General features: G+C 73.2%; 16 protein-coding genes. 4 read left to right on the forward strand and 12 right to left on the reverse strand.

Annotated elements, in window-relative coordinates; translation table 11 throughout:
* Window positions 1-6 precede the first annotated feature (6 nt).
* Both ACFMQL_RS02115 and ACFMQL_RS02120 read right to left on the reverse strand, forming a co-directional pair.
* The gene (locus ACFMQL_RS02115) at window positions 7-3,972 is read right to left on the reverse strand and encodes an AAA family ATPase (protein WP_378784345.1); all 3,966 of its coding nucleotides are present in this window, start codon (window positions 3,970-3,972) and stop codon (window positions 7-9) included.
* Window positions 3,973-5,091 carry an exonuclease SbcCD subunit D gene (locus tag ACFMQL_RS02120; RefSeq protein ID WP_364067612.1) on the reverse strand — a complete coding sequence of 373 codons (1,119 nt, stop codon included), beginning with the start codon at window positions 5,089-5,091 and terminating at the stop codon, window positions 3,973-3,975. It lies immediately after the preceding gene.
* Window positions 5,092-5,198: 107 nt separating this feature from the next.
* Here ACFMQL_RS02120 and ACFMQL_RS02125 point away from each other — a divergent pair, with 107 nt between their 5' ends.
* Window positions 5,199-6,692 (forward strand): alpha/beta hydrolase family protein, encoded by a 1,494-nt coding sequence (locus ACFMQL_RS02125; RefSeq protein WP_378784346.1) that lies wholly within the window; start codon window positions 5,199-5,201, stop codon window positions 6,690-6,692.
* Here the strand turns inward: ACFMQL_RS02125 and ACFMQL_RS02130 are convergent.
* On the reverse strand, window positions 6,665-7,642 hold the full coding sequence (locus ACFMQL_RS02130) for an alpha/beta hydrolase (RefSeq protein ID WP_378784347.1): 978 nt from the start codon (window positions 7,640-7,642) through the stop codon (window positions 6,665-6,667). The genes ACFMQL_RS02125 and ACFMQL_RS02130 overlap by 28 nt on opposite strands.
* Window position 7,643: 1 nt before the next feature.
* Entirely contained in the window at window positions 7,644-8,504 is an 861-nt protein-coding gene (locus tag ACFMQL_RS02135) for an enoyl-CoA hydratase-related protein (protein ID WP_364067606.1), read from the reverse strand.
* A gap of 222 nt (window positions 8,505-8,726) precedes the next feature.
* Between ACFMQL_RS02135 and ACFMQL_RS02140 the strand changes: the two genes are divergently transcribed.
* Both ACFMQL_RS02140 and ACFMQL_RS02145 read left to right on the forward strand, forming a co-directional pair.
* Window positions 8,727-10,184: an LCP family protein gene (locus ACFMQL_RS02140; protein WP_378784349.1), complete on the forward strand. Its 1,458-nt coding sequence runs from the start codon at window positions 8,727-8,729 to the stop codon at window positions 10,182-10,184.
* 68 nt (window positions 10,185-10,252) lie between these two features.
* Entirely contained in the window at window positions 10,253-10,471 is a 219-nt protein-coding gene (locus ACFMQL_RS02145) for a hypothetical protein (protein WP_364067602.1), read from the forward strand.
* Between the two features lie 105 nt (window positions 10,472-10,576).
* Here the strand turns inward: ACFMQL_RS02145 and ACFMQL_RS02150 are convergent, their stop codons facing one another.
* From ACFMQL_RS02150 to ACFMQL_RS02160, 3 genes are all read right to left on the reverse strand, one after another.
* The gene (locus ACFMQL_RS02150) at window positions 10,577-11,581 is read right to left on the reverse strand and encodes an enolase C-terminal domain-like protein (protein WP_364067600.1); all 1,005 of its coding nucleotides are present in this window, start codon (window positions 11,579-11,581) and stop codon (window positions 10,577-10,579) included.
* An 11-nt stretch (window positions 11,582-11,592) separates the two neighbouring features.
* A complete protein-coding gene (locus ACFMQL_RS02155; protein WP_378784351.1) occupies window positions 11,593-12,987 on the reverse strand; it encodes an MFS transporter in 1,395 nt (464 codons plus the stop codon).
* A gap of 72 nt (window positions 12,988-13,059) precedes the next feature.
* The gene (locus ACFMQL_RS02160; protein WP_364067596.1) at window positions 13,060-13,806 is read right to left on the reverse strand and encodes a TetR/AcrR family transcriptional regulator C-terminal domain-containing protein; all 747 of its coding nucleotides are present in this window, start codon (window positions 13,804-13,806) and stop codon (window positions 13,060-13,062) included.
* Between the two features lie 102 nt (window positions 13,807-13,908).
* On the opposite strand from ACFMQL_RS02160, the gene ACFMQL_RS02165 reads away from it, so the two are divergent.
* Entirely contained in the window at window positions 13,909-15,354 is a 1,446-nt protein-coding gene (locus tag ACFMQL_RS02165) for a DHA2 family efflux MFS transporter permease subunit (RefSeq protein WP_378784352.1), read from the forward strand.
* Window positions 15,355-15,364: 10 nt separating this feature from the next.
* Here ACFMQL_RS02165 and ACFMQL_RS02170 read toward each other — a convergent pair whose 3' ends face one another.
* The 5 genes from ACFMQL_RS02170 to ACFMQL_RS02190 form a co-directional block, all read right to left on the reverse strand.
* Entirely contained in the window at window positions 15,365-16,525 is a 1,161-nt protein-coding gene (locus tag ACFMQL_RS02170; protein ID WP_378790125.1) for a VWA domain-containing protein, read from the reverse strand.
* A 58-nt stretch (window positions 16,526-16,583) separates the two neighbouring features.
* Entirely contained in the window at window positions 16,584-19,187 is a 2,604-nt protein-coding gene (locus ACFMQL_RS02175) for a DUF5682 family protein (protein ID WP_378784353.1), read from the reverse strand.
* Between the two features lie 581 nt (window positions 19,188-19,768).
* Window positions 19,769-20,833 carry an AAA family ATPase gene (locus ACFMQL_RS02180; protein ID WP_364067590.1) on the reverse strand — a complete coding sequence of 355 codons (1,065 nt, stop codon included), beginning with the start codon at window positions 20,831-20,833 and terminating at the stop codon, window positions 19,769-19,771.
* Window positions 20,830-22,263: a DUF5691 domain-containing protein gene (locus ACFMQL_RS02185; protein WP_378784356.1), complete on the reverse strand. Its 1,434-nt coding sequence runs from the start codon at window positions 22,261-22,263 to the stop codon at window positions 20,830-20,832. The genes ACFMQL_RS02180 and ACFMQL_RS02185 overlap by 4 nt, the downstream gene beginning before the upstream one ends.
* A gap of 31 nt (window positions 22,264-22,294) precedes the next feature.
* On the reverse strand, window positions 22,295-24,079 hold the full coding sequence (locus tag ACFMQL_RS02190; protein WP_378784357.1) for an SWIM zinc finger family protein: 1,785 nt from the start codon (window positions 24,077-24,079) through the stop codon (window positions 22,295-22,297).
* Window positions 24,080-24,089 lie beyond the last annotated feature (10 nt).

Genomic DNA, 24,089 nt, shown 5'->3' on the forward strand with positions numbered 1-24,089 from the left:
CGGGGGTCAGCCGGTGCCGGCGGCGCGCAGCGTGGAGCCCGTACGGGTCTTGACGACCTTGAGCTGAGCCGTGATCCGGGAACGCAGCTCCGACACGTGGCTGACGATGCCCACGGCGCGGCCGCCGTCGCGCAGCCCGTCGAGGATGTCGAGAACGCCGTCGAGCGTGTCCTCGTCGAGCGTGCCGAACCCCTCGTCCACGAAGAGCGTGCCCAGCTCCGCGCCGCCCGCCTCGGCGGTGACGACGTCGGCCAGCCCGAGCGCCAGGGCCAGCGAGGTGATGAAGCTCTCGCCGCCGGACAGCGTGGCCGGGTCGCGGTCGACGCCGGTCCAGCCGTCCACCACGCGCAGGCCGAGCCCGCCGCCCGCGCGCGTCCGGGAGCCGGCCGTCTTGCCCAGGTCGTGCCTGAGCAGGTAGCGGCCGCCGGACATGTGGTCGAGCCGCTCGTTGGCGGCGGCCACCACCTGCCGCAGCCGCTCGCCGAGCACGAACGACGACAGGCTCATGCTCCACTGGTTGTCGCTGGAGGTGCCGCTGGCCAGCGAGGCCATGCGTTCGGCCAGGCGGTGCCGGTCGGCGGCGGGACGCCAGCGTTCGAGGTGGCCGGCCAGCTCGTCGTGCAGCTCGGCCAGCCGCCGCGCCCTGGCCGCCGCCCTGTCGCGTACGCTCGCCAGCCGCGTGTACGTCTCCTCCAGCGCGTCGCGCTCGGCCTGAACCGCCGCCAGGTCGGGCGCGGGCTCGGCCGCCGCGGCCACCAGCTCGGGGTCTGCCAGCACGCCGCTGACGGCCGCGTGCTGATCGTCGAGTCGCCGCAGCAGCTCGGCCTTGCGCTCGCGCTCCGCCTGGCTCCGGTAGGCGGCCTCCGCGTCGCGCACGTCGCCGAACCCGGCCTCGGCCGCCGCCTCCTCGGCCGCCTGCTTCGCCCTGGCCAGCTCGTCGCGCGCGGACACCGCCGCCTGCGTGGCCTCCAGCGCCTCGCGCAGCAGCTCGGCCTCGTCGCTCAGCCGGGACAGGCGGGCGGTCAGCGTGGCGTCGCCGCCGCGGGCCGCGTCGAGCCGCGCGGTGAGCCGTCCGGCGTCGCCGCTCAGCTCCTCCTGCCTGGTGCGGGCGGCCGCGAGGCGCGCCGCCACCTGGCGGCTCTGCTCCTCCAGCTCATTGCGTTCCTGTCCGAGCCTGGCCACCTCCTGCGCCAGCCGGGGCTCGGCGGCCGCCGACTCCTGCAGCCTGCGCAGCTCTCGCTCGGCCTCCGCCAGCACGGACTCGGCCACCGCGTCGGGGTCGAGGTCGAGCTGGGCGCGCACGCGGGCCCGCTCGGCCTCCCGCTGCGCCCGGTGCGCCCGGTGGGCGGCCAGGGCTTCGGCGATCTCGCGGGCCTGGTCGCGGACGCGTTCGCGGTCGGCCTCGACCCGTTCGAGGGCCTGCGCCAGCGCGGGCTCGCGGTCGGCGATCGCCTGGAGGCGGGCCAGCTCCTGCTCGGCCTGCTGCACCTGCTCCTCGGCGGCGGCCACGTCGAGATCGCCGGTGGCCGCGGCCGCGTCGGCGTGGCGGGACTCCAGCGAGGCCAGGGCCCGCTCGGCGGCCTCGCGTTCGCTCAGCGCGGCGTCGTGGGCGGCCTCGGCCTCGCGCTCGTCATCGGCCGACGGGGCGCTCGGCGCGGGCTTGGCGGGCTGGGGGTGGTGCTCGGAGCCGCAGACCGCGCACGGCTGCCCGTCGGCGAGATCGCGCGCCAGCTCGGCGGCCATGCCGTCGATGCGGGCCTGCCGCAGGTCTAGCCAGCGCTCGCGGGCGGCCTGCGCCTGGTCCACGAGCACCTGGTGCGCGGCCCTCGCCTCCTCCAGCTCGGCGGCGAGCGCCTCCCTGCGGTGCGTCGCCTCCAGCGCCGCCCTGGCCGCCTCCAGCGCCGCCGTCTGCGCGGGGATCGCGGCGGCCTGCGCGCGTACGTCGTCCAGCGCGGCCTCCGCCTCGGCGAGCCTGGCCGGCAGCTCGGCCTCCGCCGCCGCCACCTCGGCCTCCCGCTGCGCCAGGACGTCCAGCTCTTCCGCCAGGGCGGCCAGCTCGCGGTCGATCTCGATGAGGTGCGCGGCCGCGTCGCGCGCGGCCTTCGCCGCGGGGATCCGCGCGGCGTCCGTACGCGCGGCCGCCAGCCCCGCCTCGGCCCGCTCGATCAACGCCGGCAGCTCGGCCAGCCGGGCGCTCACCCGCTCGTCGGCGCGGAGCAGCTCGGCCAGCTCGTCTTCGACGCGCAGCAGGTCGCGCCGCACCACCGAGAGCCTGGCCTCCTCGGTCAGCAGCTCCTGCAGCCGCGCGATCTCGTCCTGCCGCGCCCGCTCCAACGCCGCCAGCTCCCCGGCACTCGGCGCACCCGCATCGATCCGCCCCTGGTCCGACGGGCTCTCCGTGGCAGGAGCCTTCCCGGCGTGCCACTGCGCGGCGGCGCCGGGAGCGGCGGGCCGCTGCGCGGTGGGCGCATCCGCACCGGGTGCGGTGGGCCGCTGCGCGGTGGGGCCGGGAGCGGGGGCGCCCTGCCTGGGCGCGCCGGATGGGTGGCCGAAGCCCGCGGGCGGGGCTGAGGTCAGGAGGGGGCGGGCGCGGGCGATGGCGTCGGCGGCCAGGGCGCGGGCCTTGGCGGCGGCCTCGGCGCGCTGCCGGGCGGCCGTGACGAGCGGGACGACGCGGTCGGCCCTGGCGGCGTCGTCGAGGATCGCTTGCAGGTCGGCGCGCTCGTCGGCCCGCTCGTCGAGGGTGCGGCGCAGGGTGAGCGCCTCGGCGTACCGGCGCTGGCGCTCGGCCAGGGCGGCGGCCTGCTCGAAGCGCGTCCGCGCGGCCCGCAAGGCGGCACCCGCCGCGGCGTGCTCCTCCTCCGCCCGCGTCACGACGGCCCGCGCGGCGTCGAGCAGCGCGCCCGCCCACCGCAACGGCTCCTCCTCAGGCGACGGCGCCTCTCCGCCGGCGTCCACTTGTCCCTGCTCGTCGGAGGCGGCCCGCCCCTGCCGGTCGGAGACTGCTTGCCCCTGCCCGTCAGCGGCAGCCCGCACCTGTCCGTCGGCCGAACCCGCCGTACGGTCGTCCCCCGCCACGACGCCGGCCGCTCCGGCGCGATCGTCCCGTAGGGCGGCCTCACGGTCCCGGCCCGCCGCCGCAACGGCCTCGCCCTCGCGATCCGACGCCGGAGCGGTGCCGGCCGAGGCGTCCTCGCCGCGCGCCGCCGGAGCGGGATCGTCGTCGAAGGCCAGGGTGGCGTGGACGCCGCCCCCGGTAGCCGCGCTCCCCAGCGCGGCCGAGGTGAGCCGGCCGAGGAGGTCGGGACCGGCGGCCTCCTCGACGCGTTTGACGGCGAAATCGACCTCCTGCCGCAGCTCCTGCGCCTCGCGCCAGGCCTGCTTGCGGTGCTCGGCGAGCCAGGACTCGGCCGCGGTGAACACCTTGACGCTGAAGAGGCGTTCGAGCAGCTTGGCGCGCTCGTCGCCGCCGGCGCGCAGGAAGCGGGCGAAGTCGCCCTGCGGCAGCATGGCGACCTGGCAGAACTGGTCGGCGTTCATGCCGAGCAGGCCGCCGATGAGGTCGCCGGCCTCGTCGAGGCGGGTGGTGAGGCCGTGCCAGTCGGAGCCCTGCCACTCCGAGACGACCACCTTGGCCTTCTCCTCGGTGAAGCCCGTGCCGCGCAGCTTGGGCCGCTGCCAGGCCGGGGAGCGCTGGATGCGCAGTAAACGCCCTCTGATGGACACCTCGAGGGTGACCGACGGCCCGGTGCCGGGCGGGGCGTGGTCGCAGCGCAGGCTGCGGGCGCTGTTGCGCTGTCCGGGCACCTGGCCGTAGAGGGCGAAGCAGAGCGCGTCGAGGATGGTGGTCTTGCCCGCCCCTGTGGGGCCGTGGACGAGGAAGAGCCCGGCTTCGGCCAGCGCGTCGAAGTCGACGGTCTCGGTGCCGGGGAAGGACCCGAACGCCGTCAGCGTGAGCCTGTGGGGGCGCATCTACGCCATCGTCTCCTTCACCCTGGACGCCTCGATGGCCTGTCTTAGCAGCTCCTCCTCTTCGGGTGCGGCAGGCTCGCCGCGTACTTCCTTGACGAAGTCGAGCGCGACCTCCGCCTCGGGCCGCCCGGTGACGCGTACGGGCTCGGCGGCGGCGACGGCGCCGACCGGCTCGAACGAGAGGGCGAGCGTGTGGGGGAAGCGGGCGCGCAGGCGGTCCATCGCGGACTTGGGCCGCACGGGGTCGGTGAGGACGATCTGCAGCCAGTGGTCCTCGTAGGCGGCGTAGCGGGGGTCGGTGAGCAGGTCGTCGATGTCGCCGCGCAGCCGGCCGACGGGGCGGGGCACGGGCGCGGGCACGAAGTCGACGTCCTCCACCTTCTCCCCCATCGTGACCAGCCAGGAGCCCTTGACGTGGCCGGCCTCGGAGAAGGAGTAGGCCAGCGGCGAGCCGGAGTAGCGCACGGTCTCGGACATGCGCTGGCGGCCGTGCAGGTGGCCGAGTGCGACGTAGCCGACCCCGTCGAACGCGCTCAGCGGCACGTGGGCGACCCCGCCGACGCTGATGTCGCGCTCGCTGTCGCTGGCCTGCCCGCCGGTGACGAAGCAATGGGAGAGCACCACGGAGGCGCGGTGGCGGGCGGCGTCGGCCCTGATGCGGTCCATGGCGTAGGTGATGGCGGCGGTGTGGCTGCGGTCGGGCAGCTCCCACTGGGCGCGTACGAGCTCCGGCTCCAGGTAGGGAATGCCGTAGAAGGCGACGTCGTCCACCACGACGGGCTCCCACGACCTGTCGGGCGCGGTGCGGACGTGGACGCCCGCCGACTCGAACAGCGCCGAGCCGAACCGCAGCCGCAGCGCCGAGTCGTGGTTGCCGCTGATCAGCACCACGCGCGCGCCGGCGCCGCGCAGCCTGGCGAGCGCGTCGTCGAGCAGGGCGACGGCGTCGACGGGCGGCAGCGCCCTGTCGTAGACGTCGCCGGCCACCGCCACCACGTCGACCCGCTCGGAGCGCACGGTCTCGACCAGGTGATCGATGAACGCGGCCTGCCCGGCGAGCAGGCTCTCGCGGTGGAAGGAGCGCCCGAGATGCCAGTCGGAGGTGTGCAGGATCCGCATGTCGCAGGAAGCTAACAGGTCTCACTGACATATGGGGTCTCTCCAGCCCCACGCGCCGGGAGTACTCTGGAAGATCGGCGGGCAAACCAACGCACATGGGGAGGCCGATGCGCACTGGCCGTGGCACCTTGAGCGTCGCCGCCGGCCTGGTGCTGGTGGCTCTCGCGGCGGTCGGTTACGTCCTTCCGCCCGCGTTCGATCCGCCGCCGCTCAAGGTCGATCCCGCGTTCCAGGCCATCCCGCCGCAGCCCGCCGCCGAGCTGAAGCCCGTCGCGACCGTCCACGAGTTCCGCGAGGAGGAGATCTCGGTCCCCGCGGAGGGCCAGCGCCTGGAGGGCACGCTGCGGGTGCCGATCGCTCCCGGGCGGCATCCGGCGATGGTGTTCGTGTCGGGGTCGGGCAACGGCTCGCGTACGGAGTTCACGCCGCAGGCGGAGTTCCTGTCCAGGGCGGGCGTGGTGACGATCGCGTTCGACAAGCGCACGGTCGGCTACGACTTCCGTCACCGCGACTTCGGGCTGCTGGCGGACGACGCGCTGCGCATGGTCGAGTACCTGCGCACGCGGCCCGAGGTGAACCCGGATCTGGTGGGCGTGTGGGGCGTGTCCGAGGGCGGCTGGGTGGTGCCGATCGCGGCGGCCAAGAGCACGTCGGTGGGCTTCATCGTGCTGGTGTCGTCGCCCAACGTCTCCCCGCTGCGCCAGGTCGCCTGGGCGCTGAACGAGCAGCTGCTGCGGCTGCGCGCCCCCGTCGGCGTACGCGACCTGCTGACCAGGGCGATGGGCGGGGTCGGCTTCGACTTCCTGCGCTACGACGCGATGCCCGCGTTAAGCCAGGTCAAGCAGCCGGTCCTGGCGTTCTACGGCACCACCGACCCCTCGATCCCCTTCGTCGAGTCCACCAAGGCGCTCATCACGGCCCTGGAGAAGGCGGGCAACGACAAGTACACGATCCGCTTCATGGCCAAGGGCGACCATGCCATGCGGGTCAACGGCGGCGACTTCACCGCGGGCTACCTGGAGACCCTGGCCAACTGGATCAAGGGCCTGCCGGGCACGGCCACGCCGGCGGTCCACATGGCGGGCGCGACCCCGGTGCAGCGGTTCGAGGCGAGCGACGTGCCCGCCGCCCCCTGGTACGCGGGCGGCACGATGCTCGGCCTGACGATCTGCCTGGCCGCCGTCGGCTACGTGGCGGGCCCGGTGGCGGCCATGGTCGTACGGCTGCGCCACCGCGACCAGACCCCCGTCGAGACCAACGCCCGCCTGTGGGCGCCGATCAGGCGCCGGCTGACCAGGATGGCGTGGACCGGGCTCGCCCTGCTGGCCTCGGTGGCGGCGTTCATCACGCTGCTGGTGCTGTTCTCGGTCAACCAGGCGGGCGCCTGGCCGGCCGTGCTGGCCGGCTGGCTCGTGGTGCGGCTGCTCGCCGTGCTCATGCTGATCCAGGAGGTCACGGCGGTGGCGGCGTACGTGTCGGCGCTGCGCGAGGGCCTGCAGCCCACCCGCTGGCAGTACGTGTCGGTCGGGGGCGTGCTGGGCGGGACCGGGCTGCTGCTGGTGGCGGCGGCTTACTACGGCCTTTTCTCGTTCCCCTGGTGAACGCCCTGGTGAACGTCCTGGTGAACGTCCTGGTGAGCGTCCTGGTGAACGAAGGCCTCCATCCAGCGGTCCATCTCGGCGAAGACCTGCTTGCGCACGGGCTCGGCGGACAGCACGAGGTCGTGCACGCCGTCCTGGATGCGCACGCACGTCACGTGCGGCCCGACCGAGGTGGACCAGCGGGCGATGTGGCGGGGGTCGAGCACGATGTCGGCCGAGCGGGCCTCGGGGACGAAGTCGCGGACGCGCAGGCCGTTGGCCGAGGCGAGCACCAGCACCGGCACGTCCACCGACAGCCCGGCGTGCAGCCGCCGCTGGGCGCGCCGGATGGCGGCCAGCCACATGGCGTGCACGGAGAACCCGCCGAGCGGCTTCAGCTCCAGGTCGTAGTCCCATTCGCCGCCGTGGCTGCGGTGCAGCGTGCGCCCGTAGACGTCGCTGGACGGCAGCGGCAGCACCCATTTCGTGTACGACAGCGGCGTCTTGAGCAGGTCGGCGGCCAGCCTTAACGGCGTGGGCACGTTGAGGTCGAAGAACGGGCTGTTGAGCACGAGCCCCTGCACCAGGCCGCGGCCGCGCACCCGGTCGGCCCACAGGGCGGCGACCAGCCCGCCGGTGGAGTGGGCGTTGACGGTCAGCTCGTCGTGGTCGCGCCTGATGATGCGCACGGCCTCGTCGATCTCGGCGAAGTACTCGGTGACGCTCCTGATCAGGCCCCTGGTCTGGTGCGGCAGCAGGGAACGGCCGTACTTGCGCAGGTCGAGCGCGTAGAAGTCGATGCCGCGCTGCACGTAGTGTTCGGCGAGGTGGTCCTGGAAGAAGTAGTCGGTGAAGCCGTGGAGGTAGAGCACCGCCCTGCGGGAGGCGGTCTCTGCCCTCCTGGACACCAGCGTCGCCACGACCTCGCCCTCGAAGTCGTCGGGCATGGGCAGCACGGTGATCTCGTACATGCTAGACACCATAGGGATCATCCGGCCATGAGGGCACCCCGGGCGGCAGGTCGCTGCTGACCCGCATGGGGAAGTCGGGCCGCCGCTTCTCCAGGAACGCGGTGACGCCCTCGACCGTGTCGGGCGCGCCACCGAGCTCGGCCATCAGGCGGGAGTCCGCGGCGTGCGCCTCCCAGGGCGAGGACGCCGACAGGCCCGACCACATGAGGCGGCGGATGGCCGCGACGGAGACGGCGGAGGTGTTGTCGGCGATCTCCCTGGCCAGCTCGTACGCGGCGGGCAGCAGCTCGTCGGCCGGGCAGACGCGCGAGACCAGCCGCCCTTCGAGCGCCTCGGCCGCGGAGAAGACGCGGCCGGTGACGGCCCACTCCATGGCCTTGGAGATGCCGACGATCCTGGGCAGGAACCAGCTCGACGCCGCCTCGGTGACGATGCCGCGCCGCGCGAAGACGAACCCGAACCTGGCCGTCTCCGAGGCGAGCCTGACGTCCATCGGCAGCGTCATCGTGACGCCGACGCCGACGGCGGGGCCGTTGATCGCGGCGATGACGGGCTTGAGCGAGCGGGCGATGCGCAGCGCGACCGTGCCGCCGCCGTCGCGCGGCACGCCGTCGACGGTCTCGCCCCATGCGCGGCCCTTGAACGTGCCTCCGCCGCCGCCCAGGTCGGCCCCGGCGCAGAAGGCGCGGCCCGCGCCCGTGACCACCACCGCGCGGACGTCGTCGTCGGCGTCGGCCAGGTCGAAAGCCTCGATCAACTCTCCGCGCATCGTAAAGGTGAAGGCGTTCAGCCGGTCGGGGCGTTTCAATGTCACGGTGGCGATGCGATCGGTCACCCCGTACTCGATCTCAGAGAAGCCCATGCACAGAATGTTATTCGGTTGCTGAAGTTCACCCCCTGATAACGACATTTTTCGTATTAAGTGCATAGGCTGCCGCCTCAATGGAGCCTGGGGCGACCGCGCCACGCGGTTCACCGCGGGTGGAGGTCTCAGCACCTATGGTGGTACGCGGGGAAACGGGGAAGGCGTGGAGCAGGCGAAGAAACCAGTGAGCGCCCCAGTGAGCGCCGCGGGGGTCCTCGGGTGGCTCGTGCTGGCGGCACTGGCACCCGGGGCCGCTCATCTGCGTGCCGCCGGCGCAAGACCGGCCTCGTCCTGATCTCCCTGTACGCCGTCGCGCTGCTCGGCCTGCTGGCGTTCGTGCTCTCCAACGACCTCGGCACGCTGCTCGGCTCGGCCACCCAGGACTCGTGGATCACCGCCGTCATGATCGGCTCGGGCGTGCTGGGCGCGGCCTGGTTCGCGCTGATCGTGCACTCGTTCGTGGTGCTGCGGCCCCACCGGCTCGGTCAGGCGGGGCAAGTGCTCACCGGCACGCTGGCCGGGCTGCTCGCCGTCGTGGTGGTGCTGCCGTTCGCGTACGCCGCGCACTCGGCGAGCACCTACCGGCAGGCGCTCGACGACATCTTCCAGGCCCCGGTCGAGGCCGTCGATGAGCCGACGCCCCCCGCGCCCAAGCCCGAGGACCCGTGGGCGGGGCGCGAGCGGATCAACATCCTGCTGCTGGGCGGGGACGCCGACGACCACCGGGTGGGCGTGCGCACCGACAGCATGCACCTGGCCAGCGTCAACGTGCGGACCGGCAACACCGTGCTGTTCAGCCTGCCGCGCAACCTCGAGGACGTGCGCTTCCGTCCGGGCACGCCGATGGCCCGCCGCTTCCCCCACGGCTTCGACCTGCCGAAGGACCCCAACGGCGGCAGCAGCGACCTGCTCAACAGCGTGTGGGAGTACGCCGACGCCCACCCCGAGCTGTTCGGCGGCAAGCAGCACCAGGGCGCCAAGGTCCTGATGGACACCATCGGCTACACGCTCGGCCTCCGCGTCGACTGGTACGCCCTGGTCAACATGTGGGGCTTCGCCCGGCTCATCGACGCCATCGGCGGCATCACGATCACCGTCGAGCAGGACGTCGTGTTCGGCAAGTACAACGAGGGCCTGGTCAAGGCGGGCACGCGCCGGCTGAAGGGCGCCGACGCCATGTGGTACGCCCGATCCCGTACGTTCAGCGACGACTACACGCGCATGCGCCGCCAGCGCTGCGTGCTCGGCGCACTGCTCGACCAGGCCGACCCGGCGACGCTGCTGACCAGGTTCAACCAGGTCGCGCGGGCCACGAAGGGCCTGATCAGGACCGACATCCCGCGGCCGATGCTGGAGCACCTGGTGCCGCTGGCGCTCAAGGTGAAGAACGCCAAGGTGACGAGCCTGCAGTTCGTCCCGCCGCTGATCAACACCGGCTACCCCGACTGGGAGCTGATCCGGTCGCTGGCCGCGAAGGCGATCCGCGAGTCCGAGCGCGCCGAGCGGCCGGTCGCCGCCACCGCCTCGCCGTCGCCGTCTCCGACCGGCTCCGGGACGGCCGCGCCGGCGAAGACGCCCAACCCGAAGAAGACCGCGAACAAGCGGCCCAAGCAGGACGACGACAACCCAGTGCAGGGCCTCACCCAGGGCTGCGGCGCCCCCTCGAACAAGGGGTAAAGAACGCGCCTGGCCGCTGTGGCGTACCCGCGATGAGGCGGGCCGGTCGTGATCTCCTGGGCGGTGTCGTGATCACACACCGCCTCGGGAGGTTCATCGTGCACCGCCGCAGCCACCTGCTCGCCCTCGCGGCGCTCGCGTTCGCCATCGTCGCCGGCACGCCCACGGGCGCGATCACGGACAGGACGGCCGGCATCCGGGACGCGCTCATCGCGGCCGGCGCCCACTTCTCCGGCATCTCCGAGTACATCACGCGCGTGAACCTGGCCCGCTCGCTGCATTCATGACCCCGCCTGAACGAGGGGCGCGGCGGGACGCGTACGGCCCGCCGGAAGGGGTGGCGTAGTGGTGGGACGAGGACGGCGACCCGATCCCCGCCCCCCTGACACGCCCTACGCGTGGAACGACTCCTTGGTCATCCGCCGCAGGCGCTGCTCGTCGACGTCGTGGCCGAGCCCCGACCGGGTCAGCGGCACCGCGATGACCCCGGCGTTCGCGCCGACGACGGGCGTGACGATCTGGTTCTGGCGGGGCGGCTGCGTCACGTCGCACGGCAGCGTGCACCCCGGCAGGCTGGCCACCGCGACCGTGGCCGCCCTGGCCAGGCCCGCGCCCTGGCCGCCGGTGCACTGGATGTCCCACCCCGCGGCGGCGGCGCGGTCGTGGGCGCGCCTGGCCTCCGACAGCGACGGGAACGCCGACGGGCGCAGCAGCAGCACGCGGGCCGCGCGCAGGGTGAGGAAGTCGTCGAGCTCGGCGGATGAGGAGACCTCGACCGCGACGGAGGCGGCCACCTGGTCCTGGAGCGCGGCGTGGGAGTAGACGTCGGTGACGGCGAAGGGGCGTTCGATGACCTCGAGGCCGTAGGAGTCGAGCGCGACGAGCTGGCCGAGGTCGCTGTAGGCGTTGCCGCAGTCGACGGCCAGGGTCAGCGCCGGGTACGCCTGCCGCACCGCGCGTACGGGCTCGACGTCCCAGCCCGGCCTGACGTCGAGCGTGACGTGCCCGTATCCGGCGCAGATCTGCTGGTTGACCCGGGACACCAGGCTCTCGACCGACGTGTCGGGGCCGAGCCGCACCGTCGCCACGAGGGAGGTGCGGGTGCCGCCGATCGCCTCGGCGAGCGGCACGCCGCGCATCTTGGTCCACAGGTCCCAGCAGGCCATGTCGACGGCGCTGTCGCCGCTCGGCACGGTGTCAGGATGCTCCCAGTCGACGCCGATGAGCAGCGCAGCCAGCGTCTCTTCCAGCCTCGACCAGGCCTTGGCCGGAGGAGCGGTCGCCTCACCCCAGCCGACCATGCCTCCATGGTCGGTGAGCTTGACGAGCAGGGTCTCCGTCTTCCTGCCGAAGGGCAGGACAAGCCGGAAGACCTCAAGCTCCCGCACTCGCGGCATGCATCCCCCTTTTATGACGCGGCTCCCTCCATAGTGCCCGGTGCCGCGGCGTGCACGAAACGCGGGGCGAGCAGAAAGGCCCCGGCGGCGAGGAGGGCGGTGAAGGCGAGGCCGATCAGGTAGCTGCCGCCGGCGGCGGTGAACAGGGCGCCGCTGAGCGCGACGGCCATCACGGTGAACACCGACTCGCCGACGCCCACGGCCGCGCTGTTCGCGCCTTCCTCGCCTTCCTTGGACATCTCCAGCACCAGGACGGACACCGTGGGGTGCAGCACGCCGATACCGAGCCCGGCGATGGCCATGGCGACGTAGGCGACCGCGATCGGCACGGCGTCGATCAGCACGAGCGTGACCATCGCGATGCCGATGGCGATCATGGCGGCGCCGCCCCTGATGGCGACCAGGTTGCCGATCACGCCGCGGCCCTTGATCCAGGAGCCGGTTGACCAGCCGAGCGCACCGATGGTGAGCACGACGCCGGCGCCGGTGGCGCTCATCCCGCGCTCGTTCATGAGCATGAGCGGGATGAACACTTCGGTGGCCGTCAGCGCGCCGAAGGCCAGGCCGCGCAGGACGGGCGCGGTGGGCAGGCCGCGGGCGGCCCGCAGCGAGCCGGGCAGCAGCAGCTTGGGCAGGGCCACGGCCAGCAGCACGAGGCCCGCCGCGAGCAGGGGCAGGCCGGCCGTCTTGAGCGCGCCGCCGTACTGCAGCAGCGCGGCGGCGACGGCGGTCAGCGTGGCCCAGACGAGCTTGCGGCCGAGCGCGGGTGCGGGCTCGGCGTCGTCCTGGGTCTGGCCGTCGCCGTCCGTACGCCCGGCGGAGCCCCGCCACAGCAGCAGCGCCGACGGGATCACGATGAGCGTCACGCCGAGGAAGATCCACCGCCAGTTCGCGTTCTCCACGACGAACCCGGCGATGGCCGGGCCCACCATGGACGGCACGACCCAGGCGGCCGAGAACACGGCGAACACGCGGGGATGCATCTCGGGCGGATAGGCGCGGGCGACCAGCACGTACATCGACACCTGGATGAGCCCGGCGCCGAGGCCCTGCACGAACCGGCCGACCACGAACACCTCCATCGTGGGCGCCAGCCCGGCCAGCAGCAGGCCCGCCACGAAAGCGGCGACCCCGGCCGCGATGGGCTGCATGGGCCCGCGCAGGTCCGCCCACCGCCCACCCAGCACGGTCGCGATCACACTGGCCGCCAGAGTGGCGCTGAAGGCGAGGTTGTACAGCGGCAGGCCGTCGAGGTCGCGCGCCACCACCGGCATCGCGGTGTTGACCGCCATGGCCTCGAACGCCGTCAGCGTCACCAGCGCCACAAGGCCGATGCTCAATGCCCGGTAAGCGGCGGACAGCACCCCGGCAGGGGCCGCCGCGTTCTTCTCCACAGTCGTTGTCATGCGGGCAAACTACGGGCCGGCCCCGTCCGGCACATCGGGCATCGGGCCTAGGCAATTGGGCCTAAGGCATGCCTACGCCCGCTTGCCCGGCATGCGCGCCTCGATGCCGTCGAGTATGAGGTCGAGCCCGTAGCGGAAGCGTTCCTCGCCGCCGGCGTCCACCAGGTCGTCGACGTGCTTGGTGACGTGGGGGAACTGCTCGGGCGGCAGCGCCCGGTAGTAGGTCATGATCTGGCCGACCCACGACTCGAAGTACTCCCGCTTGTCGGTGAAGCCGGCCGCGCGCATGCGGGTGTAGTGCAGCGACGCCTCGTAGGCGTCGCCGACGATGTAGAGGGAGAGCCGGTCAAGCGCGATGGCCGCCTCCCTGGGCGGCATGCCCGCCTCCACGAGCAGGCCGAAGATGAACTCGCCCGCGCGCACGGAGTTCTCGCCCGTGGGGATCGTGGCCAGCGCCGCCCTGGCGACGTCGCCGTGCGCCATGAGCACGCGGTGCACCTCCAGCGCGTACGCCCGCAGCTGCTCCTTCCAGCGGGCCGGATCGCGCTCCGGGAGCCGGATCTCGCCGAGCACCCGGTCGTAGAGCAGCTCCAGCAGCTCCTCCTTGTTGGCGACGTGGGCGTAGAGCGAGGCCGGGCCGGTGTCGAGCTCCTGGGCCACGCGTCTCATGCTGAGCGCGTCGAGCCCCTCGGTGTCGAGGATCCGCAGGCCGGTCTCGATGATCAGATCCTGGCTGAGCTGCCGCTTGGGCTGTGCCGGCTTGCGCGTCTTGCGCCACGGCGGCGCCGGGACGCCCTCCGCTCCTTTGCGATCCACCATGACGAACAGCGTACTTGACACGAACGGCGTTCGCCACTAAAACGATGTTCGTTTACGAACGCTGTTCGTTCGCTGGAACACCGTTATCGAAGGAGACCGCTCATGACCGTGACCGCCGCCTCGGCGCAGGCCGGGGTCCATCCGTACCGATGGCGGTGGATCGCCCTGTTCGTGATCCTCGCCGCCGAGGTCATGGACCTCCTGGACGCGCTCGTCACCACGATCGCCGCACCCACCATCCGGCGGGACCTGGGCGGCTCGGAGAGCCTCGTGCAGTGGCTCGGCGCCGGCTACACCCTCGCCATGGCCGTCGGCCTGATCACCGGCGGGCGCCTCGGCGACCTGTACGGCAAGAAGCGCATGTTCGTGATCGGCGCCTCCGGCTTCACCCTTGCCTCACTGCTGTGCGGGATCGCGGTCAGCCCCGAGATGCTGATCGCCAGCCGCGTGCTGCAGGGCCTGTTCGGCTCGGTGATGATCCCCCAGGGCCTGGGGCTGATCAAGGAGATGTTCCCGCCCCATGAGGTGGGCAAGGCGTTCGCCATGTTCGGGCCCGTCATGACGATCTCGTCCGTGGGCGGTCCCGTGCTGGCCGGCTGGCTGGTGGACGCCGACTTCTTCGGCACCGGCTGGCGCATGATCTTCCTGATCAACCTGCCGCTCGGCCTCACCGCCGTGCTCGCCGCGCTGCGCTACCTGCCGGAATACCGCTCCCCCGCCGCCACCCGCCTCGATCTGCCCGGTGTCGGGCTCGTCTCGCTCGCCGCGTTCCTGCTCGTCTTCCCGCTCATCCAGGGCCGCGAGCTGGGCTGGCCCGCCTGGACGTTCGTGTCGATGGCCGCCTCGATCGCGGTGTTCGCCCTCTTCGGCCGGTACGAGGCCCGCCGCACCGCCTCAGGCCGCGACCCGCTCGTCACGCCCAGCCTGTTCCGCAAGCGCGCCTTCACCGGCGGCCTGGTCGCCGGGCTCGCGTTCTTCTCCGGCATGATCGGCTTCAGCCTCGTCTTCACCCTCTACACGCAGCTCGGGCTCGGCTTCAGCCCGCTCGAGGCCGGTCTCGCCGCGCTGCCGCAGGCGCTCGGCGGCGTCGTCGGCTTCGGCCTGGCCATGTCGGGGCTACAGGAGAAGCTCGGCCGCGGCCTGCTGCAGATCGGCACGCTCGTCATGGCGGCCGGCGCGGCCGTCCTGGCCCTCACCATTCACCTGGCCGGCACGGACGTCTCCACCCTGCAGCTCGCCCCCGGCCTCGCGCTCGCCGGCATCGGCATGGGGCTCGTCATGGCGCCGTTCTTCGACATCGTGCTCGCCGGCGTCGAGCCGCACGAGTCCGGCTCCGCCTCCGGCACGCTGACCGGCATCCAGCAGCTCGGCGGCGCGTTCGGCACCGCGGTGCTCGGCACGCTCTTCTTCCACCTGCTCGCCGACCGGTGGAGCTTCGGCTCGGCCATGCAGCTCACGGTATGGGTCGAGGTGGGGCTGCTGGCGCTCACGTTCGGACTGTCGTACCTGCTGCCCCGCCACGCCCGGCCCCAAGAGCCGGGCGCGTGAGACGGGACGCTCAAGGGGCAGGGGTGTGCTGCTCGGCCCAGCGGGCGATGTCGCGCCGCTCGATCGCCGCCGCCATGAGGCCGGGGAAGGCGTCAGGGGTGCAGGCGAACGCGGGCACCCCCATCGCGGCGAGCGCGGCCGCGTTCTCGTGGTCGTAGAACGGCGCGCCCTCGTCGGACAGCGCGAGCAGCACGATCACCTGGACGCCGGCCCGCGTCATCGCCGCCACCCGGCGCAGCATCTCCTCCCGGACCCCGCCCTCGTACAGGTCGCTGATCAGCACGAAGATCGAGTCTGTGGGGCGGGTGATGAGGCCCTGGCTGTAGGCGACGGCCCGGTTGATGTCGGTGCCGCCGCCGAGCTGCGTACCGAACAGCAGCTCCACCGGATCGTGCAGCCGGTCGGTGAGATCGACCACCGCCGTGTCGAACACCACCAGCGACGTCTTCAGCGCCCGCATCGACGCCAGCGCCGCGCCGAACACGCTCGCGTACACCACCGAGGACGCCATCGACCCGCTCTGGTCGATGCACAGCACCACCTCCCGCTGCACGGACCGCCGGCGGCGGGCGTACCCCACCAGCCGGGAGGGGACGACCGTGTTCTTCTCGGGCAGGTAGTTCTTCAGGTTCGCCCGGATCGTCCGGTCCCAGTCGATGTCGGCCACCCGTTTCGGCCGGTGCGTCCTCGCCGACCTGTCCAGCGCCCCCGACACCGCCACCCGCGTCTTCTGCGTCAGCCTGCGCTCCAGCTCCGCCACCACTGTGCGCACCACCGCCCTGGCCGACTCCCTGGCCTGGTCGGGCATCACCTTGTTGAGCGCCAGCAGCGTGCCCACCAGGTGCACGTCGGGCTCGACGGCCTCCAGCATCTCGGGCTCCAGCAGCAGCCTGGTGAGGTCGAGCCGCTCGATGGCGTCCTTCTGCATGACCTGGACGACCGTGGACGGGAAGTACGTCCGGATGTCGCCCAGCCACCTCGCCACCCGAGGCGCCGACGCGCTCAGGCCGCCCTCCCGCCGGTCCGCCCGCCCGCCGTCGCCGTCCCTGGACGCGCCGCCTTGGTCGTAGAGGGCCGCCAGCGCCGCGTCCATCTGCGCGTCGGCGCCGTCCAGCGCGCACCCGGTGCCGTCGGCCGGGCCCCCGCCCAGCACCAGCCGCCACCGCCGCATCCGCTCATCCCGCTCACCGCTCACTGACGCCCCCTGACTCGGCCGTTGCTGCTGACGATCATCCGCGTGACCTCGCTGCGGGTGCCGTCCCGCCGAGGATCGACAGGACGGTGGCGACGGCGGGGGCGGCGCGGCGCTCGTCCACGTCGTCCCGGCCCGCACCCTCGTCGCGACCCGCCGCACGCAGGCGCTCGCCGACGGCCCTGCGTTCGGGTGCCGCGAACGCGCCGAACGTGCGGCGCAGCAGCGGCAGCACGTCGGTGAACTGCTCGCGGGACAACCCCGTCAGCCACTCGTCGACCAGCCCCAGCAGACGCGGATCGTGCACCAGCAACAACCCGCCGCCCGCCAGGAACCCCTCCACCCAGGCTGCCGCCCGCGCCGGGGCCTGCCCCCGGGACATCGCCCTGGCCATCCGGTCACCGGCGTCGTGCAGCTCACCGGCGTCCAGCAGGATTCGCGCGAGCCGGCCCTCGATCAGCCCGTGCAGGTCCTGGCGATCGCTGATACCGCGCAGCGTCGCCATCCACCGTCCCCGAGCCGTCCCGCTCCCGCGAGCCTCGTCCCGTGCGGCACCGCCCGCCGGAGGAGCCCCGGCGGCACTGACGGCCCGCCCTGCGGGAGTGCCCGCGTCGGGGGCGTCGAGGAGGGCGACCGCCGAATGCACCGCGTCCACATGTTTGAGCAGGTCGGCGGCCGCGTCGTCGTCCAGGCCGGTCACCGCGACCGGCAGGCCGACGCAGATGCGTTCCAGCATCGACCGGACGATCGCCTCCAGCCCCTCCGCCGACGTGCCGCGCACATCGCCGTAACGGTGGGCACGCACCATCGCGGGCAGCGCCGCCATCAGCTTGGTGACGTCGGTGTCGAGTGCCGCCTTGGCCGACAGAGCGCCCAGAACGTCCGGCAGCGCCTCCGGCAGGTCGGCCAGCAGGCACTGCTCCACCAGCCCCGTCAGGTCCGCCAGCGTCGCCGTCCCGGTCGCCGCCAGGTCGCGGGCGCGCTGCGCGGCGGCGGCGACCACGGTGGTGCCCAGGGCGGCGTGTTCGATGAGCGCGAGGTCGTGTTCCGGCCGCCACCGCAGCGTCCACGTCTCCCTGAACGTGCCCTTCCCGCGCGCCTGCCCCGGCGTGCCCCAGCCGACCCCCAGCAGCCGCAGCCGGTGCAGCAGGTTGCTGCGGCCGAGGTCGAGCGGTTTGCGCAGGTCGAGGTCGATCTCCCGGTCGAGCGCCTCGGGCTTGAGCTTCAATTTCCGCTGCCGGTCGCGCAGGTCACGCTGGAGCGGCACCATCGGTACGCCGTCGCAGACGTGCCCGAGCCGGTCGCCGACCACCATGCGCCGCTGAATCAGCTCCACCGCCAGGTCGTCGCCCTCGCATAGCACCGCCCTGGCCGCCTCGGTGACCTCCCCGAGCCCCGCCAGCGGGCGGCCGCGCAGCGTGGCGAGGGCCTCGGCGAGCCGTACCGACTCGATGACGTGCGCCGACGACACCGCCAGCCCCTCGTCGCGCAGCACCTCCGCCGCCTGTGCCAGCCACCGCTCGATCGGGCGGTCCCGGGCCTCGAACAGGTGGTGGTACCAGCCGGGCGAGGTGATCCCCGCGCCGTAGCCGCTCCAGGACGCCAGCCTCCCGTACGTCCACGGCACCCACGTCAGCTCCGCCTTCACCTTCGGCAGGCCGCGCAGGAGCGCGTTGTCGGCGGCGGCGGGCGGGAACGGGGCGGTGAGCGCGGGCACGTGCCAGGCGCCGCAGATCACCGCGATCCGGGTGAAACCCTGCTTGAGCGCCGTACGGATGGTCTTGCGCATGTACGCCTCGCGCCTGGCCTCCCGCTCGTCCGGCCGGTACCCCTCGCGTACGGCGGCCATGGCCTCGGCGATCACCGCGAACGGCGTGTCACCGCCCCGGTGCTCGACCACGCCCCGGTGCTCGACAACGTCCTCCCACCAGCGCTCGGGATCGTCGTACCCGGCCGCCGCGGCCAGCGCCCCGATGGGGTCGATACGCGCTTTGCCGGGGCCTGCTTGGGCCGCTGGCTGCTCGCGAGGGTCCTGCGTGGCCCCGCCGCCCGTATCCCCGGCCTCGCCGCCCGTATCCCCGGCCTCGCCGCCCGGCCTCCCGGCCACGCCGTCACCCGACCCGGCCAGCCCGCCACCCGGCCTCCCGACGTCGCCGTTGCCCGGCCTTCCGGCTAGCTCGCCAGGCGAGGGGCCGGTTATTCCACCGGCCGCTTCCCCGGCCCGCCCGCCGACCACCCCCTCGGCTCGTCCACCTGCCGGAGCCTCGGCTGAGCCGCCTGCTTGCCCCTCGGCGGGACCGCTCGCCAGGGCTTCGGCGGGCTCTTCACCGGGGTCTTCGGCGAGGGAGTGGGCGGCGGGCAGGTCGCAGAAGCGGACCGGGATGCCGGCGGACGTGCCGTACAGGATCGCCTGCCACTCCGGCGAGAACGCGGCGAACGGCCAGAACGCCGCGCGCGACGGCGCCCCTGGCACGTGGGCGAGCAGCGCGACCGGCGGCTCGAGGCCGGGCGCGTGCGCGATCAGCGCGTCGGCTTCGGGCGGGCCTTCGATGAGGATGATGTCGGGACGCAGCCGCTCCAGCTCCCGCCGCACGGCCCGCGCCGACCCGGGGCCGTGATGCCGCACGCCAAGGACGGACACCCGCGGGTCCCCGCCTCCGGATTCCGCGCCACCAAACCCGGTGCCAGGCAGCACCCTGCCATCGGTCGTCACCCTGCCGTCGTCCGCCGATCCCGGTATCACCCCATCGCCATCCGACTCTCCGTCAAGGGCCGTCACACCCTGCGTCGCGCCACCCAGTGCCTCCGCTCCCGGACCTAAGGCACCCGGCGTCCCGCCACCCGCTGCACTCCGGGCATCGCCGTCGAAAGCGCCGCGCCCCAAGCCGGAACCGTCGAACACGGCACCACCGTCGAAAACGCCGCGCCCCAAGCCGGAACCGTCGAACACGGCACCACCGTCGAAAACGCCGCGCCCCAAGCCGGAACCGTCGAACACGGCACCACCGTCGAAAACGCCGCGCCCCGAGCCGGGACTGTCGGACTCGGCACCGCACGAAGTCGAAGCGCCACTGGCCGCAGCGACACCTTCCGCAGTGACACCGAGCGGAGGCGGACCGGCCGGTGAAGCGGCGGGCGACGCACAACCTGCCGGGGCGTCGCCGGGCCCAGGGACGCCGGACCCGGTGCCGGGAGCCGAAGACGAGGGCAGAGGTGAGATGGTCATGACACCTCGCGGCAGGCGCGGTAGAAGTCATGCCAGTCCGTACGCTCGCGTATCACCGTCTCCAGGTACTCCCGCCACACCACCCGATCCGACACCGGCTCCTGCACCACCGCGCCGACGATCCCGGCGGCCACGTCGGACGGGCGCAGCACCCCGTCGCCGAAGTGGGCGGCCAGGGCGATGCCGTTGGTCAGCACGGAGATGGCCTCGGCGGTGGAGAGGGTGCCGCTGGGCGACTTGATCTTGGTGCGGCCGTCCTCGGTCACCCCGTTGCGCAGCTCCCTGAACACGGTCACGACCCGCCGGATCTCCGCCAGCCCTGTGGTCGTCTCGGGCAGCTCGAGCGAGCGGCCGAGCTGGGCGACGCGGCGGGCGACGATGTCGACCTCTTCCTCTGCGGTGGCGGGCACGGGCAGCACGACGGTGTTGAAGCGGCGGCGCAGCGCGCTGGACAGCTCGTTGACGCCCCGGTCGCGGTCGTTGGCGGTGGCGATGACGTTGAAGCCGCGCTGGGCCTGGACCTCGCGGTTGAGCTCCGGGATGGGCAGCGTCTTCTCGGACAGTACGGTGATCAGCGCGTCCTGGACATCGGACGGCATGCGGGTGAGCTCCTCGATCCTGGCCACCCGGCCCTCGGCCATGGCGCGCATCACCGGCGACGGGGTGAGCGCGTCGAGCGACGGGCCTTCGGCCAGCAGCCGCGCGTAGTTCCAGCCGTACCGGATGGCCTCTTCCGCGGTGCCGGCCGTGCCCTGCACGAGCAGCGTCGAGTCGCCGCTGATGGCGGCGGCGAGGTGTTCGGACAGCCAGGTCTTCGCGGTGCCGGGCACGCCGAGCAGCAGCAGCGCGCGGTCGGTCGCGAGGGTGGCGACGGCGACCTCGACGATGCGGCGCGCACCCACGTATTTAGGGGTGATGTGGTCACCGTCGCCCATGATGTACGTGGTCACCGCCCACGGCGACAGCTTCCAGCCCGGTGGCCTTGGACGGTCGTCGTCCTTGGCGAGGAGGGCCAGCTCCTCGGCGTACTGGTCTTCCGCGTGCGGGCGCAGAACGGTCATCGGGTGAGCTCCTTGTACATGTCGGCGCGGAACCGCAGCAGGGAGGCGACCTTCTGGACGGGTTCGGCCGGTGAGAAGTCTTCGGCCAGCTCGTGCAGGGCCGGGTCGATGTGCTCGCCGGCCAGCTTGACGAGCTCGGCGAGGTTCCACGGCTGCGTGGTGTTCACTTTCACGATCTTGCGGAGGACGGCCGTGGCCAGGCCCTCGCCCCAATGGGACGACACCCCGCCGAGCACCATGATGAGCTGGCTGTCGAGGTCGTGCTCTGCGACGAACCTGGCCGCCAGCTCCTGCTGCTCCTCCGGCGGCAGGGCGACCAGCAGGTCGGCGATCGGGTCCCAGCCGAACATCGCCCGCGCCCACTCCGGATCGCGCTGCAAGACCGCCGCGCGCACCCAGGCGCTCTTCACGTCGGCGTCCCAGTCGGGGATCTTCATGGCGAGCAGCCGGGCGGGCCGGTGGCCCCATGCGCTGAGCGGGGCGCGCGCGATGATCTGCTGCAGCCACCAGGCGCGCTCGCCGATGCCGCGGGGCGGCTTCTGGCGGATGCCGTCGCGTTCCATCTCCTTATCGCAGTACGCAGGCGCCTCGACGGCGATGACGTCACCGTCGATCGTGACGCAGGCGCGCAGCCGTTCGGCCATGCGCCGGGACATGCGGGAGGACGGCAGACGGGTCAGCAGGTTGGCGGCGGCCTGGCGCACCTCCCTGCGGCGGTCGTCCAGCGCCTGCTCGAGGAACGGCTCGTCGGCCATGCTCAGCCCCTCGGCCAGCACCTCCACGAACCCGGCCCGGTCGTCGGGCGCCTCCTGCTCCCACGTGCTCTCCAGCAGCGCCCTCGCCTGGCCGGGGTCGGCCGCCCTGAGCGCGCTCAGGTGGGCGCGCCGGTCGGCGGCGCCGCCCAGCTCCCACGTTTCGCCGGTGGGCTCGTCCAGCAGGTAGTCCCACGCCGGGTTGAGCCCGGCCAGCCAGCGGCCCCGCTGCCCGGCCAGCACGCCGAGGTGCACCCGTATCGAACGGTCCCTCCGGCCGCGATCGAGCAGCTCGGGCAGCACGTACGGCGGCACCCTGCGGCCGGTCGCCGCCGCGGCGGCCAGCCACTCGGGCAGCAGGCGCTCGTGCTCGCCGTCGAGGATCCGCCGCAGCCGCTCCGCCGCCCGCCGCCCGATGGCCGCCCGCTCCTCCTCCGGCGCCCGGCCACCGCCCGGCTCCCGCCCTTCGCCGGCTCCGCGTTCTTCGGCGGCTTTCCGTTCTTCGCCGGACGCGCCATCGCTCGGCTTTCCGCCGTCGGGCGTGTGCTCGCCGGGGGTGCTAGCGCCGGCTCGCCGCCGTACGGTCTCCACGGCCGCTGCCTCCAGCAGGTCACCGGTGTACGGGCGGCGGTCGGTGCCCACGAGCGCGGTCGAGGTCAGGTCGTCCCATCCGGTCATGGCGCCCCCGTTCGTTCGTCGTCTCGGCCGGTCACAAGATCACCGTCGTTCCCTCTTCGTCCCAGGTGGTCAGGGGACGCAGCCCGACCGGGGTCCATTCGACGGCCACGGTCAGCGGGTGCCCGCCGGAGACGGCGATGAGCCGCCACGGGTCGATGGAGCGCGGGTGCAGCGGGAGGCCGCCGAGGGTGCGCCGGTCGGGGATCACGTCCTTGAGTACGAGCGGCCAGGACTCGGTCCACGGATCCTCGGCCAGCACTCCGGCGATCTCGTCGAGCGCCTCGGCGACCGTCATCCCCGGCGGCACGGAACCGGCCTCCGCCACCGCCGATCCAGGCGATACCGAATCAGTCCCCGCCACCGCCGATCCGAACGGCACCGAACCAGTCCCCGCCGCCGTGGATGCGGGCGGCACCGAACCGGGCCCCGCGAGTCCTTGCGCCATCGCACGGGCCGCCGTGGCCGGGCGAGGCGCTGCCACGGCGTAACGGGTCGCCACCAGGGCTCGAAGTGGGGCGGCGCCCGGGTAGTACGCCAGGTCGGCGTCGATCGCGGTGCCCGTCACCAGGGACGCGTCCAGCGGCCGGCCCTGGGGAGCGAAGGACAGGATCAGAGCGGCCCGCCCCGTGTGACGGCCGCGCAACCACACCCGGCGGGCCGTCAGCAGGTCCTGCGTCTCGTCACGCCGGCCCAGGACGTGCCACACATCGCGGACCACCGGCCCGGCCAGCACCTCCTCCTTCGTCACCGGGAACCCCACGCGGATGAGCACCGTACGCGCGAGGTCCGGCGGCAGCTCGGCCCTCCGGCGGTAGGCGACGGCGAGCAGGTTGAGCAGGGCGTATTCCTCCAGCAACCGCCCCGGCCAGCCTTCTTCGGCCCGTACGCGGGCCAGCCGCGACACCATGCCGGCCACTCCGGGCGCCTGAGCGTCGATCAGCCGCTTGGCCAGACCCTCCCAGTCGTGCTCGGCCGCCACCGCCAGACCTTGGCGTACCTGGTCGGCCAGCCACCGCTCCAGCTCGGCCAGCCCGGCGGCGACCCGCCCATGACGTACGGACTCCGCCCCCGAGCCACGCGAACCACCTCGCCCGCCTGAGCCCGCCTCACCCCTGCCGCCACCCGGCCCACCGCCGGGGGTCACGCTCGCGGTCTCGCCATCCCCGGCCGACACGGCACTCGTGGAATCAGCGGCGGTGTTCGTCTCGGCGACCTCCCGGGCGGAGGTGCTCACCGCGGATTCTTCCGGCACGGCGGTCCTAAGCGCGGCGACCTCCGGGATCGCGGTCCCCGACCCGCCGGCCTCCGAGACAGCGGTCCGCCCCTCGGCGGCCTCTGAGACAGCGGTCCCAGGCTCGGCGGTATCCGAGACTGCGGTCTGCCCATCAGCGGCCTCTGAGACAGCGGTCTGTCCATCAGCGGCCTCTGAGACAGCGGTCTGCCCATCGGTGGCCTTCGAGGCGGCGGTCTTGCGGCGGGCGGCGCGTTCGGCGCGTGCGTCGAGCCACTCCGTCACCCACTGCGGCGCCGCCTCCTGACCCGGCACCGCCTCCTCCGACCACAGAAGCAGCAGCCCCAGAGCGTGCTTGCACGGGAACTTCCGGCTCGGGCAGCTGCAGCGGTAGGCGGGCTCGCTCAGGTCGACGCACGCCAGGTAGGGCTTGGCGCCGCTGCCCTTGCACTCGCCGTAAACGACCATGCCCGTACGGCCGCGCACCGGCCATTTCCCGGGCGCGGCCACGCCCTGCGCCGCCTTGCGAGACGAGGCATCGGGGGCGAGTGCGAGGACCTGATCACGGCTCCACCGTTCGATCACCTGCCGCAGA

It is taken from the genome of Nonomuraea fastidiosa (assembly GCF_042751225.1).
In the GTDB taxonomy this organism is placed as follows: domain Bacteria; phylum Actinomycetota; class Actinomycetes; order Streptosporangiales; family Streptosporangiaceae; genus Nonomuraea; species Nonomuraea fastidiosa.

Excerpts from the sequence above, each read along its gene's own strand:
- ACFMQL_RS02130 (WP_378784347.1), bottom strand. The coding sequence starts at position 7,642 with ATGTACGAGATCACCGTGCTGCCCATGCCCGACGACTTCGAGGGCGAG.
- ACFMQL_RS02165 (WP_378784352.1), top strand. The coding sequence starts at position 13,909 with ATGACCGTGACCGCCGCCTCGGCGCAGGCCGGGGTCCATCCGTACCGA.
- ACFMQL_RS02120 (WP_364067612.1), bottom strand. The coding sequence starts at position 5,091 with ATGCGGATCCTGCACACCTCCGACTGGCATCTCGGGCGCTCCTTCCAC.
- ACFMQL_RS02150 (WP_364067600.1), bottom strand. The coding sequence starts at position 11,581 with ATGCCGCGAGTGCGGGAGCTTGAGGTCTTCCGGCTTGTCCTGCCCTTC.
- ACFMQL_RS02180 (WP_364067590.1), bottom strand. The coding sequence starts at position 20,833 with ATGACCGTTCTGCGCCCGCACGCGGAAGACCAGTACGCCGAGGAGCTG.
- ACFMQL_RS02170 (WP_378790125.1), bottom strand. The coding sequence starts at position 16,525 with ATGCGGCGGTGGCGGCTGGTGCTGGGCGGGGGCCCGGCCGACGGCACC.
- ACFMQL_RS02160 (WP_364067596.1), bottom strand. The coding sequence starts at position 13,806 with ATGGTGGATCGCAAAGGAGCGGAGGGCGTCCCGGCGCCGCCGTGGCGC.
- ACFMQL_RS02115 (WP_378784345.1), bottom strand. The coding sequence starts at position 3,972 with ATGCGCCCCCACAGGCTCACGCTGACGGCGTTCGGGTCCTTCCCCGGC.
- ACFMQL_RS02185 (WP_378784356.1), bottom strand. The coding sequence starts at position 22,263 with ATGACCGGATGGGACGACCTGACCTCGACCGCGCTCGTGGGCACCGAC.
- ACFMQL_RS02135 (WP_364067606.1), bottom strand. The coding sequence starts at position 8,504 with ATGGGCTTCTCTGAGATCGAGTACGGGGTGACCGATCGCATCGCCACC.
- ACFMQL_RS02125 (WP_378784346.1), top strand. The coding sequence starts at position 5,199 with ATGCGCACTGGCCGTGGCACCTTGAGCGTCGCCGCCGGCCTGGTGCTG.
- ACFMQL_RS02155 (WP_378784351.1), bottom strand. The coding sequence starts at position 12,987 with ATGACAACGACTGTGGAGAAGAACGCGGCGGCCCCTGCCGGGGTGCTG.